This window comes from Streptomyces sp. NPDC046821 (genome assembly GCF_040645335.1).
In the GTDB taxonomy this organism is placed as follows: Bacteria; Actinomycetota; Actinomycetes; order Streptomycetales; family Streptomycetaceae; genus Streptomyces.
In genome coordinates, this window is the sequence record NZ_JBEYYB010000006.1 from 361,669 (window position 1) to 374,552 (window position 12,884).

The following is a 12,884-nucleotide window of genomic DNA, read 5'->3' on the forward strand; positions in this document are numbered from 1 at the left end:
TGGGACAGTCTCTCCGCTTCTGACAACGTTGTCCAGGGCCTATGCTCGACGCCATCCCGCAGCGACGACAGGACAGGACAGCCCACCGTGGACCGCACCGCCCGCCGCCCCGACAGCCGTTACGGCAACCGCCCGACCATGAAGGACGTCGCGGCGCGCGCCGGGGTGGGACTGAAGACGGTGTCCCGCGTCGTGAACGGCGAGCCGGGGGTCACCCCGGACACCGAGCGGCGCGTCCAGGAAGCCATCGAGGCGCTCGGTTTCCGCCGCAACGACAGCGCGCGCGTGCTGCGCAAGGGCAGGACCGCGAGCATCGGGCTGGTCCTCGAGGATCTCGCCGACCCGTTCTACGGGCCGCTGAGCCGGGCCGTCGAGGAGGTCGCCCGCGCGCACGGCGCGCTGCTCATCAACGGGTCGAGTGCCGAAGACCCCGAGCGCGAGCAGGAGTTGGTCCTCGCGCTGTGCGCGCGGCGCGTGGACGGGCTCGTGGTGATTCCGGCCGGTGACGACCACCGCTATCTGGAGCCGGAGATCGCGGCGGGCGTCGCGACCGTGTTCGTGGACCGGCCCGCCGGGAAGATCGACGCGGACGCGGTCCTGTCCGACAGCTTCGGGGGCGCGCGGGGCGGCGTCGCGCATCTGATCGCGCACGGCCACCGCCGTATCGGCTTCATCGGCGACCAGCCGCGCATCCACACCGCGGCGGAGCGGCTGCGTGGCTACCGGGCCGCGATGGAGGAGGCCGCGATATCCGTCGAGGACGCGTGGATGTCCCTCGGCGTGACGGATCCGGAGCGGGTGCGCACGGCCGCGGAGGCGATGCTCACGGGCCCGGAACCGGTCACCGCGATCTTCGCGGGCAACAACCGGGTGACGGTGACGGTCGTGCGGGTCCTGTCGGAGACGGAGCGCCAAGTGGCGCTCGTCGGCTTCGACGACATAGAACTCGGCGACCTGCTGCGCCCCGGGGTCACCGTGGTGGCGCAGGACGCGGCCCAACTGGGCCGCACGGCCGCCGAACGGCTGTTCCGCCAGCTGGACGGGGACTCGGTGGTACCGGAGCGCATCGAGTTGCCTACGCGGCTGATCACTCGGGGGTCGGGGGAACTGCCGCCGGCGGACTGACGGGTTGGGGCGGGCGGACGGGAAGCCCGGCACACTCCCCGTTCAGCAGACCGGAAGTCCCGGCAGCGGCGCGTCGTTGTCGCCGCCCTTGATGTAGACGTCGCTGACAAAGACGTTCGTGTTGCCGCTGTCGTCGTCCGTCTTGGCCCACCACACGTTCGTCCACTGGCCGTAGGTCTCGCGGCGGCCGAGGTTCTGCTGGCAGTAGAAGTAGTTGGTGCCCGCGTTCAGGACACCCGCCTTGGTGCCGGAGGCGTCGTACGAGTCGGCCATGCGCCACACCGTGCAGTCGTACTTGCCGGCGCCGGCGGAGTGGCAGGCCGGGGCCGCCGGGGTCGGGCTCGCCGCGCCACCGCCGCCTCCGCCGCCGGGGGTGGCGGTGGCCTTGGTCGGACGGGGTGCGGTCGTCGTCGGGTCGGACTGCGTGGGCCGGGTGGCGGACGGCTGCGGGTCCGACGGGGCTGACGTCTTGCCCGGCGCCTGCGAATTGTGGTGGCCGCTGGGGCGCTCCCCCGCGCCGCCCAGGGCACCTCGGCTGCGGTCCGGCTGCGGCGTACCCGAGGTCGTGGCCGCGGCCGACGCGGCGGCCGCGGCCTTGTTGCCGTCCGCGCCGCCGAGCGCGGCCACGGTCGCCCCGGCCGCACCGAGTACGGCGATCACGGCCGCCACCGCGAGCAGGACGCGCGCACGACGGGGCTTGCGCGGCTCGGCCGCCGGTGGAGGCGTCACGTCCAAGGACGACGGCGGGGGCGGGGGCCCGAACCCGGGCGGAGGCCCGCTCGGCACGCTCCGCTCCGTCGCCTCGCGCGGGCGCGGCGCCACCGGCCTGAGCGCGGTGGTCGCCGTGTCGTCGGCCGCCGCGGCGGCCTCTTCCAGAAGCTCCCGAGCCCGCCCGGCGTCGGGCCGCGCCTGCGGGTCCTTGTGCATCAGCTGCTGGAGTACGGGGCCGAGGGCGCCCGCCCGTCGCGGCTCCGGAAGCGGTTCGACGACGATCGCGTTGAGCGTCGACCACGTAGACGTACGGCGGAAGGGAGCGGCGCCTTCGACGGCCGCGTACAGCGTCGCGCCGAGGGCCCATACGTCGGAGGCGGGGCCCGGGTCCTGGCCCTGGGCGCGTTCGGGGGCCAGATAGTCGAGGGAGCCGACGAGTTCGCCGCTGTGGGTGATGTGGGTCGCCGAGCCGTCGCCCGGGTCGTCCATCGTCGCGATGCCGAAGTCGGTCAGGACGACGCGGCCCGAGCGGTCGAGGAGGATGTTGCCGGGCTTCACGTCCCGGTGCAGGACACCGGCGCGGTGCGCGGCGGAGAGGGCGTCCATCACCTTGGCACCGATCGCGGCGACCTCGCGCGGGTCGAGCGGGCCCTGCTCGCGGAGGACGTCGTCGAGGGACGGGCCGTCGACCAGCTCCATGACGATGAGGGGGCGGCCGTCGATCTCGGTGACGTCGTGCACGGCGACGACTCCGGGGTGGCGTACGCGGGCGGCGGCGCGGGCCTCGCGCTGCATCCGCAGGCCGAGGTCGGCGAGTTCGGGTCCGGCGGCGTCCGTGTAGGTGCGGAGTTCCTTGACGGCGACCTCGCGGCCGAGCACCTCGTCGACGGCCCGCCACACGACGCCCATGCCACCGCGGCCGAGCCGGCCCCGGACCCGGTAGCGCCCGGCGATGAGCCGTTCCGTGGTCTCGTCCGGCACGCTCGCGTTCTCGCTCGAAGAGTCCCCCGAAGACACCGCTGCCCCGTCCCTGTGACGCCTGATCCAGGCGTACAGACTACGGGGCAGCGGAGTTGGGACCAGAGGTGTGTTACCGGACCGGGACGGTCAGCGGTCCTGCGGGGTCAGGTCGCCGCGGCGCGGGCCGGCGAATCCCTGCAGGCGGGCCAGGGTGAGGCCGGTGAGGCGGGTGACCTCGCCCGCGTCGAGGGCGCCGCAGTCCAGGCCGCGCAGCAGGTACCCGGCGAGCGCCTTGGCGGTCGCGGGCTCGTCCATGACGTCACCGCTCGCGTGGTTGGCGTAGGCGGCGAGGCGCTTGGCGGCGGCCTCGAAGCCCTCGCGGTAGAACGCGAAGACGGCGGCGTAACGGGTCGGGATGTGACCCGGGTGCATGTCCCAGCCCTGGTAGTAGGCGCGGGCCAGCGCACGGCGGGTGAGGCCGAAGTGCAGGCGCATCGCGTCGTGGACCTTGGCGGTCGGGCCGATGGGCAGGACGTTGGTGGAACCGTCGGACACGCGGACGCCGGTGCCGGCCGCGGCGACCTGCATGACGGCCTTCGCGTAGTCGGCGGCCGGGTGGTCGCTGGCCTGGTAGGCGGCGCTGACGCCGAGGCAGGCGCTGTAGTCGAAGGTGCCGTAGTGCAGCCCGGTGGCGCGGCCCTCGGCGGCCTCGATCATGGTGGCGACGGCGGCGGTGCCGTTCGGGCCGAGGATCGACTGGCTGGTCTCGATCTGGATCTCGAAGCCGAGGCGGCCGGCCTCCAGGCCGTGCGCCTTCTCGAAGGCCTCCAGGAGCCGGACCATGGCGGTTACCTGCTCCGGGTACGTCACCTTGGGAAGCGTGAGGACGAGCCCGTCGGGCAGACCGCCGGCCTCCATGAGGCCGGACAGGAAGATGTCGAGCGTACGGATGCCCCGGTCACGGACCGGCGCCTCCATGCACTTCATCCGGATGCCCATGTACGGGGCCGCCGTGCCGTTCTTGTACGCCTCGGCGACGAGACGGGCGGTGCGGGCGGCGTCCTGGTCCTCGTCGGCGCCCTTGTAGCCGTCCTCGAAGTCGATGCGCAGGTCCTCGATGGGCTCGCGCTCCAGCTTGGCGCGTACGCGCGTGTAGACGGGCTCCGCGAGGTCGTCGCTCAGGCCGAGCACGGAGGCGAAGGACGCGGCGTCCGGGGCGTGCTCGTCGAGCATCGCGATGGCCTGGTCACCCCAGGTACGGATGGTGTCGGCGTCGAACTGCTCGGCCGGGACGTACACCGTGTGGACGGGCTGCCGGGTGCCGGGGTCTCCGGGGTAGCGGCGCTCCAGCTCCGCGTCCACCGAGGCGAGGGAGGCGCTGATGCCCTCGCTGACCGCTCCGGCGAGGCTCGTTGCCACCTTCTCTTGCTGACCCATTACTGCACCCTCCACACTCTCGACATTCGTTCGCGAGTTTCCGCTTCACGGAATCACTAATCCGCATAGTGAAGTTATCCCCGCACGCGACCCGCGTCAATGGTCTCTGTACGCGAACGGGGCCGCGCGGTGAAGATCACCGCGCGGCCCCGTTGCGGCCCGGAGAAGATCAGCCCTTGCGGGTGTTGATCTCTTCGGTGAGTTGGGGGACGACGTCGAAGAGGTCGCCGACGATGCCGTAGTCGACGAGGTCGAAGATGGGGGCCTCGGCGTCCTTGTTGACGGCGACGATGGTCTTGGAGGTCTGCATTCCGGCGCGGTGCTGGATGGCGCCGGAGATGCCGTTGGCGATGTAGAGCTGCGGGGACACGCTCTTGCCGGTCTGGCCGACCTGGTTGGTGTGGGGGTACCAGCCGGCGTCGACGGCGGCCCGGGAGGCACCCACGGCGGCGCCGAGGGAGTCGGCGAGGGCCTCGATGATCGAGAAGTTCTCGGCGCCGTTCACGCCGCGTCCGCCGGAGACCACGATCGCGGCCTCGGTCAGCTCGGGACGCCCGGTCGACTCACGCGGCGTGCGCGCGGTCACCTTCGTGCCGGTGGCCTGCGCGCCGAAGGTGACGGCGAGGGCCTCGACCGCGCCGGCGGCGGGGGCCGTTTCGACGGGGGCGCTGTTGGGCTTGACGGTGATGACGGGGGTGCCGGTGGTGACGCGGCTGGTGGTGGTGTAGGAGGCGGCGAACGCGGACTGCGTCGCGATGGGGCCCTGGTCGCCCTGGGTGAGGTCGGTGGCGTCGGTGATGATGCCGGAGCCGATGCGGACGGCGAGGCGGGCGGCGATCTCCTTGCCCTCCGCGGAGGACGGGACGAGGACGGCGGCCGGGTTGACGGCGGCGACGGCGGCCTGGAGGGCGTCGACCTTGGGGACGACGAGGTAGTCGGCGTACTCGGCGGCGTCGTGGGTCAGGACCCGGGTCGCGCCGTGCTCGGCGAGGACGGTGGCGGTGTCGGCGGTGTTGGTGCCGAGGGCGACGGCGACCGGGTCGCCGAGGCGGCGGGCCAGGGTGAGCAGTTCCAGGGTGGGCTTGCGGACGGCACCGTCCACGTGGTCGACGTAGACCAGAACTTCAGCCATGAGACTTCTTCTCTCCTGCAAGAACGAACGAAGGGGGCGAGGTGGGATGTCCGCCCGGGATCAGCCGACCCCGAGCAGAGGGAAGGGGCTAGATGAACTTCTGGCCCGCGAGGAACTCGGCGAGCTGCTTGCCGCCCTCGCCCTCGTCCTTGACGATCGTGCCCGCCGTGCGCGCGGGGCGCTCCGCCGCCGCGTCCACCACGGTCCACGCGCCCGCGAGGCCGACCTGCTCGGCCTCCAGGTCCAGGTCGGACAGGTCCCAGGCCTCGACCGGCTTCTTCTTCGCCGCCATGATCCCCTTGAACGAGGGGTAGCGGGCCTCACCCGACTGGTCCGTCACCGACACCACCGCCGGCAGCGAAGCCTGAAGCTGCTCGGATGCGGTGTCACCGTCCCGACGACCCGTCACCACACCATCCGCCACCGCAACCTCGGACAGCAGGGTGACCTGAGGAACGTTCAGGCGCTCCGCGAGGAGCGCGGGAACCACACCGGCCGTGCCGTCCGTCGACGCCATGCCGGAGACGACCAGGTCGAAGCCGGCCTTCTCGATCGCCTTCGCCAACACCAGAGACGTGCCGATGATGTCCGTGCCGTGCAGATCGTCGTCCTCGACATGGATCGCCTTGTCCGCGCCCATCGACAGTGCCTTGCGCAGCGCGTCCTTCGCGTCCTCGGGACCCACCGTCACCACGGTGACCTCCGCGTCGTCCGCGGCTTCCTTGATCTGCAGCGCCTGCTCGACCGCGTACTCGTCCAGCTCGGAGAGCAGCCCGTCCACGTCATCGCGGTCCAACGTCAGGTCATCGGCGAAATGCCGGTCACCCGTCGCGTCCGGCACATACTTCACGGTGACAACGATCCTCAAGCTCACGCCGGCTCTCCTACTGCAATCGTCTGGTACTGGGCGGCCTTGCTGTCCTGCGGGCAGCATAGGTGTCCGAAGCGGACTGTTCCGGTCGGGGCGGCCCGCGCCCCGAACGCAATATTACTCGTCAGTAGTACATCCAGATCACCCGCGCTGAGCAAGCGCTTTGCGTGTGATCCTAGTCGCGCGGACCGTTGAACTAGTCGCGCAGACCGCTGAAACGGCCCTGGTGATACACCAGCGGCCGACCCGCCCCCGCGTGGTCCCCCACGACGGCCTCGGCGAGCACGATGCGATGGTCACCCGCGGGCACGCGCGCGATCACCCGGCACACCAGCCAGGCCAGGACACCGTCCAGTACGGGCACACCCTCGGGGCCGTCGTACCAGCGGGTGGGCTCCGCGAAGCGGTCCGCGCCGCTCTTCGCGAACGTGGCCGCGAGGTCCCGCTGGTGCTCGCCGAGTATGTGGACGCCTATGTGGTCGGCCTCGGAGACGGCGGGCCAGCTGGAGCCGCCCACTCCGATGCCGAACGAGATGACCGGGGGTTCGGCCGACACGGAGGTCAGGGACGTCGCGGTGAAGCCGACGGGCTCCGCGCCCCGGGCCGTGATCACGGCGACTCCGGCCGCGTGCCGCCGGAAGACAGAGCGCAGCAGTTCGGGCGAGGCGGCGGTGAGGGTGCGGAGATCTGACGTGGCCGTCATGGAGTTGTCCTTCTGCCAAAGAGAGTGCGGGCGGTGTCCGTGGCTGCTCAGGGGCCGGGACAACGCGCGCTCGCGCAGCGGGCGAGGTCCACGTGGACCCGCGCGAAGAGAAGGAGTTCCGAGGGCATACGGCCAGGCTGACGACGGGTGACCGGTGCAGTCAAGGGCGTCCCGCCATATGGGAGATGCGTCACGAAGCGGTCACCGCCCGTCAGACCGCCTCCCCAAGCGCCGCGATGACGTCCACCTTGCGCGGCTGCCCCTCCGCCCGGCGCACGATGCGCCCGGCCGCGTCCAGGACGAGGACGGTGGGTGTCTTGAGGACGCCCACGTCCCGTACGAGGTCGAGGCGGTCCTCGGCGTCGATCTCCACGTGGGTGACTCCGGGGACCATGCCGGCCACCTCGTCGAGCACGCGCCGGGTGGCCCGGCACGGGGCGCAGAAGACGGTGGAGAACTGTACGAGTGTCGCCCGCTCCCCCAACTCCTCGCCCAACTGCGCCGCCCCGAGCACCGTTTCGCCGTCCCGCACCTTCGTCCTCCCGCTCTGCCGTAGCCGCACCTGCCGCCGCCACACCTGTCGTCGCCGTACCTGTCAGCACCGCACGTGTCGTCCAGTGCAGCGTCCATGAGAGCCCGGCGATTCCCCACATCAAAGGGTGGTGTCGCACGCGATGTGGCTGATCAACGGGCCTGTGCGAAATGTGCGGGAGTGACGAGGATCTCTCGGCCGGCCGGCACCAGGACTGGTCACCCGGCCGTTCATGGGGCACGATCTGCGCAGGCCACTAAACCTACGGCTGCGTAACTTCCCGCCGGGAGACCCCTCCCCAGGCAGAGATGAAGGGTCATCCCCCTCCCATGGCAGAGCTCGTCTACCGTCCGGCCATCGGCGCGGCCCGCACGATGTTCAAGGCGCTCGATCTGAAGATCGACGTCAAGGGCTCGGAGAACATTCCGCGCACCGGCGGCGCGGTCCTGGTCAGCAACCACATCAGCTACCTGGACTTCATCTTCGACGGTCTCGCAGCGCTGCCGCAGAAGCGCCTGGTGCGCTTCATGGCGAAGGAGTCGGTGTTCCGGCACAAGATCTCCGGCCCGCTGATGCGCAACATGAAGCACATCCCGGTGGACCGGAAGCAGGGCGAGGAGGCGTACGCGCACGCCCTCGAATCGCTGCGGTCCGGTGAGGTCATCGGGGTGTTCCCCGAGGCGACGATCTCCCAGTCCTTCACCCTGAAGAGCTTCAAGTCGGGCGCCGCGCGCCTGGCCCAGGAGGCCGGGGTTCCGCTCATCCCCATGGCGCTGTGGGGCACCCAGCGCCTGTGGACGAAGGGCCACCCGAAGAACTTCAAGCGTCAGCACATCCCGATCACGATCCGCGTGGGCGAGCCGATGGAGGCCCCGCGCGACCAGTACGCCGGCGCCATCACCCGGCGGCTTCGCGAGCGGGTCCAGGAGCTGCTCGAGGCGGCGCAGCGTGCGTACCCCGTGCGCCCCAAGGGTCCGGACGACACGTGGTGGATGCCCGCGCACCTCGGTGGCACCGCGCCCACGGCGGCAGAGGTGAAGGCCGCCGAGGCCGGCTGAATCGGTCCTGCGGACGCGGCGCCGGCGTAGCTCTCGACACCGAGGGCGGCGCCGGCGCCGCGCTGTTTCACCCACGCACGCCCGGCCGTTCAGAGTGCGTCGGGCAGGTGTTCCCATAGATACGACCGGTCGGGGGCCTCGCGCAGGGCGCGCAGTACGGCCGGGTGCGGCGCGTCGAAGAGGTGCGGGTAGTCCACTTCACCTGACGCACTGTCCACCGGGAAGGCCAGCCGTTCCCCGTCGAGGGAGAACTCGGCCTCGGCTCCTGGTTTGTTGCCCCGGCAGTCCTGGCGGTGCCAGGCGCCGTGGAAGCGGACGGCTACCAGGCCGTGCAGCGCGTGTCCCGTGCCCGCGTCGTGCGTGAGCCGCTGGTAGCAGAGCGCGGCGGGAATGTCCTCGGCACGCAGAAGTGCGGCCAGCGCGTGGGCCTTGGCGTGGCAGATGCCTGTGCCCTTCTCCAGGACGTCGGAGGCGCGCCAGGTGACGCGCAGGTCCCCGCTGTCGGCGGAGTGCGGGATGGTGTCGCGCACGAATTCGTAGGCAGCTTGAGCGTATGAGTATGAGTCGGAGGCCTGCGCGGCGAGGCGCGCGGCCGTCTTCTGTACGAGCGGGTGGTCGTGGTCGACGACCTCGTCAGCGACCAAATAGGCAGACAGGTCAGGGGTGTTCTGGATGAGCTCCATGATCCCCGAGCATAGAAACGCGACCAACCGCGAGTCAATGACTTTACGGTCGATCGCATATCTATGCAGAGATCGGGGCTCCCCAACGGATGCGCCTAGCGGGCCATCTCCTCCTTGAGGGCGGCGACGAAACCGTCGACGTCCTCCTCGCGGGTGTCGAAGGCGCACATCCAGCGGACGTCGCCGGCCGCCTCGTCCCAGAAGTAGAAGCGGTACCGCTTCTGGAGACGCTCGCTGACGTCGTGCGGCAGCCGCGCGAAGACGGCGTTGGCCTGCACCGGGTAGAGGATCTCGACGCCGTGCACGGCGCGGACCCCTTCGGCGAGGCGCTGCGCCATCTCGTTGGCGTGCCGCGCATTGCGCAGCCACAGGTCCTTGGCGAGCAGGGCCTCCAACTGCACCGACACGAAACGCATCTTGGAGGCGAGCTGCATCGACATCTTGCGCAGATGCTTCATGTGGCTGACGGCGTCCTGGTTGAGGACGACGACGGCCTCGCCGAACAGGGCGCCGTTCTTGGTGCCGCCCAGCGACAGGATGTCGACGCCGACCGCGTTCGTGAACGTGCGCATCGGCACGTCGAGGGACGCCGCCGCGTTGGCTATGCGCGAGCCGTCGAGGTGCACCTTCATGCCGTGCTGGTGGGCGTGGTCGCAGATCGCGCGGATCTCGTCGGGCGTGTAGAGCGTGCCCAGTTCGGTGTTCTGCGTGATCGAGACGACCTGCGGCATGGCCCGGTGCTCGTCGTCCCAGCCGAAGGCCTGCCGGTCGATGAGTTCGGGGGTGAGCTTGCCGTCCGGGGTCGGCACGGTGAGCAGCTTGAGGCCGCCCATGCGCTCGGGGGCCCCGCCCTCGTCGACGTTGATGTGCGCGGACTCGGCGCAGATCACCGCGCCCCAGCGGTCGGTGACCGCCTGGAGCGCGACGACGTTGGCACCGGTGCCGTTGAACACCGGGAACGCCTCGGCACTGGCGCCGAAGTGTCCCCGGATGATCCGCTGCAGGTTCTCCGTGTACGCGTCCTCGCCGTACGCGATCTGGTGGCCGCCGTTGGCGAGGGCGAGTGCCGCGAGGACCTCCGGGTGGGCGCCCGCGTAGTTGTCGCTCGCGAAGCCGCGGACGTCCGGGTCGTGATGCCTGCGGGCGTCGGTCTTCGGAGGGTTCACGGCTTCTCGGTCAGCCACAGACGGGTCCCGTTCAATTCCTTTGCGGGCCGGTCCCAGACGCCGACGATGGCCTCGGCCAGGTCCTTGACGTCCGTGAAGCCCGCGAACTTCGCGTTGGGTCGCTCGGCGCGCATCGCGTCGTTCACCAGCGCCTTCACCACCAGGATCGCAGCCGCCTGCTGCGGACCCGCGTCACCCCCGGCCTTGCGGAAGGCGTCACCGAGGGCGAGCGTCCACGCCTCGGCCGCCGCCTTGGAGGCCGCGTACGCCGCGTTGCCCGCGGTCGGCTTGGTCGCGCCCGAGGCGCTGATCAGCAGGAAGCGGCCGCGGTCGCTGCGCTCAAGGGCGCCCTCGAAAGCGAGCGTGGTGTGCTGGACGGTGCGGATCAGCAGCTTCTCCAGCAGGTCCCAGTCGGCGAGGTCGGTCTCCGCGAAGGACGCGCTGCCGCGCCAGCCGCCGACGAGGTGGACGACGCCGTCGACGCGCCCGAAGTCCTTCTCGACACGGGTCGCCCATTCGCGGGTCGCGTCCAGGTCGAGCAGGTCCACGGTGTCGCCGACGACGGTGGCGCCGCCGTGCGCGTAACGGGCCGCGTCCACGGCCTCGGCCAGACGCGCGGCGTTCGCGTCCGCTCCGACGACGGTCGCGCCCGCTTCGGCGAGCCGCAGCAGGGTCGCGCGTCCGGCGGGGCCGGCCGCTCCCGTCACCGCGACGACCGCTCCGTTCAGCCTGCCGTTCCCGTTGCCTTCGGCCATGGTCGTCGCCTCCTCGTGAGCGCTCACGCGGCGGCCCGCACGGCGCTCGCAGTGGTGATCCCCGTGATGGACTTGATGGAAGTAATGCGCCCACCCACTGCCATTCTCACAATATCCTCCGTCGAATTATTGATATCGCCGTAAATATTCTCGCGGGGCAGAGCATGATCATCAAGGGCGGGCACCGCGTCGTACGAGATGATCCTCTCCTGACAGGATGCCCTTGATCCACGCCCGCTGCCCAGCGCGCCGGAGCCCCCGCCACCGGGCGGGGGCTCCGATCTCCGAACCTAGGCCGCGGCCCGCGTGCCGACGATGCCCTTCGTGGACGCGATCACGTTCTTCAGCTTCTTGGACAGCGCCTCGTAGAACATGCTCAGCGGGAACTCGTCCGGCAGTACGTCGTCGACGAGCTTGCGGGGCGGCTGCGTCAGGTCGAGGGCGTCCGGGCCCTTGGCCCAGCGGGAGCCGGGGTGCGGGGAGAGGTACTCGGCGACCAGGTCGTACGCGGCGAACCAGTGCACCAGCTTCGGGCGGTCGATGCCGTCGCGGTACAGCTTCTCGATCTCGGCGCAGAGCTGGTTGGTGACCTCGGGCGCGCGCTGCCAGTCGATGTGCAGCTTGTTGTCGGTCCAGCGCAGCACGTCGTGCTTGTGCAGGTACGCGAAGAGGAGCTGGCCGCCGAGGCCGTCGTAGTTCCGGTTGCGGTCTCCGGAGACCGGGAAGCGGAACATGCGGTCGATGAGGACGGCGTACTGGACGTCACGGCCGTGCGTGTTGCCCTCGGCCTCCAGCTTCACGGCCTCCTTGAAGGCGGTGAGGTCGCAGCGCAGCTCCTCGAGGCCGTACATCCAGAACGGCTGGCGCTGCTTGATCATGAAGGGGTCGAAGGGCAGGTCGCCGTGGCTGTGGGTGCGGTCGTGGACCATGTCCCACAGGACGAACGCCTGCTCGCAGCGCTGCTGGTCGGAGACCATCTCACGGATGTCGTCGGGCAGTTCGAGCCCGAGGATGTCGACGGAGGCCTCGGTGACGGCGCGAAAACGGGCCGCTTCGCGGTCGCAGAAGATGCCACCCCAGGAGAAGCGCGCGGGCGCCTCGCGTACGGCGATGGTCTCCGGGAAGAGCACGGCCGAGTGGGTGTCGTACCCGGCGGTGAAGTCCTCGAAGGTGATGCCGCAGTACAGCGGGTTGTCGTAGCGCGTCGCCTCCAGCTCGGCGAGCCACTCGGGCCACACCATGCGCAGGACGACGGCTTCGAGATTGCGGTCCGGGTTGCCGTTCTGCGTGTACATCGCGAAGACGACCAGGTGCTGCAGTCCGTCCGCGCGGCCGGCGGCCGGCTGGAAGGCGAGCAGCGAGTCGAGGAAGTCCGGAATCCCGAAGCCGTTCTCGGCCCAGCGGCGCAGATCGGCGACGAGCGCCTCGTGGTACTCGGCGTCGTGCGGGAGGAGCGGGGAGAGCTCTCCGACTGCGGATATCGCGCGGTTCAGAGTGAGTTCGACGACCGCCTTGGACGGGACACCGTCGGCGGCGAAGTCGATGGAGCCGTCCGGCCGCTGCCACGGACGGATCTCCTCCACGGCGGCCTTGAGCACGGGCCAGGCCGGGTGTTCGACCACCCTGGCCTCGAGGCCTGCTCCGACCGTCTCCGGAGGAACCTTCCCCTCCACGCCCGACTGCACAAGAATTTCCGTCATTACCCATCCTCCACGGGAGAACCTCGCGTGCTCACACCGTAAGCGCGCGAG

12 protein-coding genes are annotated in these 12,884 nt (G+C 70.6%); 2 read left to right on the forward strand and 10 right to left on the reverse strand.

Features of this window, described 5'->3' with window-relative positions:
• The first annotated feature begins 87 nt into the window (after nucleotides 1-87).
• Nucleotides 88-1,125, forward strand: coding sequence for a LacI family DNA-binding transcriptional regulator (locus ABZ893_RS14635; RefSeq protein ID WP_361402226.1), 1,038 nt, complete (start codon nucleotides 88-90; stop codon nucleotides 1,123-1,125).
• 42 nt (nucleotides 1,126-1,167) lie between these two features.
• Here ABZ893_RS14635 and ABZ893_RS14640 read toward each other — a convergent pair whose 3' ends face one another.
• The 6 genes from ABZ893_RS14640 to ABZ893_RS14665 form a co-directional block, all read right to left on the reverse strand.
• Nucleotides 1,168-2,817, reverse strand: coding sequence for a serine/threonine-protein kinase (locus ABZ893_RS14640; RefSeq protein ID WP_361402229.1), 1,650 nt, complete (start codon nucleotides 2,815-2,817; stop codon nucleotides 1,168-1,170).
• Nucleotides 2,818-2,943: 126 nt separating this feature from the next.
• Nucleotides 2,944-4,233, reverse strand: coding sequence for an aldolase/citrate lyase family protein (locus ABZ893_RS14645; RefSeq protein ID WP_361402232.1), 1,290 nt, complete (start codon nucleotides 4,231-4,233; stop codon nucleotides 2,944-2,946).
• Nucleotides 4,234-4,402: 169 nt separating this feature from the next.
• Nucleotides 4,403-5,365 (reverse strand): electron transfer flavoprotein subunit alpha/FixB family protein, encoded by a 963-nt coding sequence (locus tag ABZ893_RS14650; protein WP_361402235.1) that lies wholly within the window; start codon nucleotides 5,363-5,365, stop codon nucleotides 4,403-4,405.
• Nucleotides 5,366-5,453: 88 nt separating this feature from the next.
• Entirely contained in the window at nucleotides 5,454-6,239 is a 786-nt protein-coding gene (locus tag ABZ893_RS14655) for an electron transfer flavoprotein subunit beta/FixA family protein (RefSeq protein WP_361402238.1), read from the reverse strand.
• 193 nt (nucleotides 6,240-6,432) lie between these two features.
• Complete coding sequence (locus ABZ893_RS14660; protein ID WP_361402241.1) at nucleotides 6,433-6,939, reverse strand: flavin reductase family protein; 507 nt, start codon at nucleotides 6,937-6,939, stop codon at nucleotides 6,433-6,435.
• Nucleotides 6,940-7,150: 211 nt separating this feature from the next.
• Nucleotides 7,151-7,501 (reverse strand): thioredoxin family protein, encoded by a 351-nt coding sequence (locus tag ABZ893_RS14665; RefSeq protein WP_361402244.1) that lies wholly within the window; start codon nucleotides 7,499-7,501, stop codon nucleotides 7,151-7,153.
• Nucleotides 7,502-7,800: 299 nt separating this feature from the next.
• Between ABZ893_RS14665 and ABZ893_RS14670 the strand changes: the two genes are divergently transcribed.
• Entirely contained in the window at nucleotides 7,801-8,529 is a 729-nt protein-coding gene (locus ABZ893_RS14670) for a lysophospholipid acyltransferase family protein (RefSeq protein WP_361402247.1), read from the forward strand.
• Between the two features lie 89 nt (nucleotides 8,530-8,618).
• On the opposite strand, the gene ABZ893_RS14675 is transcribed toward ABZ893_RS14670, so the two are convergent.
• The 4 genes from ABZ893_RS14675 to ABZ893_RS14690 form a co-directional block, all read right to left on the reverse strand.
• The gene (locus ABZ893_RS14675) at nucleotides 8,619-9,212 is read right to left on the reverse strand and encodes a transglutaminase domain-containing protein (RefSeq protein ID WP_361402250.1); all 594 of its coding nucleotides are present in this window, start codon (nucleotides 9,210-9,212) and stop codon (nucleotides 8,619-8,621) included.
• Nucleotides 9,213-9,307: 95 nt separating this feature from the next.
• Nucleotides 9,308-10,378: a low specificity L-threonine aldolase gene (locus ABZ893_RS14680; RefSeq protein WP_361402252.1), complete on the reverse strand. Its 1,071-nt coding sequence runs from the start codon at nucleotides 10,376-10,378 to the stop codon at nucleotides 9,308-9,310.
• Nucleotides 10,375-11,133, reverse strand: a complete 759-nt coding sequence (locus ABZ893_RS14685) for an SDR family NAD(P)-dependent oxidoreductase (RefSeq protein WP_361402255.1) — start codon at nucleotides 11,131-11,133, stop codon at nucleotides 10,375-10,377. The genes ABZ893_RS14680 and ABZ893_RS14685 overlap by 4 nt, the downstream gene beginning before the upstream one ends.
• Nucleotides 11,134-11,423: 290 nt before the next feature.
• Nucleotides 11,424-12,833: a DUF6421 family protein gene (locus ABZ893_RS14690; RefSeq protein ID WP_361402258.1), complete on the reverse strand. Its 1,410-nt coding sequence runs from the start codon at nucleotides 12,831-12,833 to the stop codon at nucleotides 11,424-11,426.
• Nucleotides 12,834-12,884: the final 51 nt, after the last annotated feature.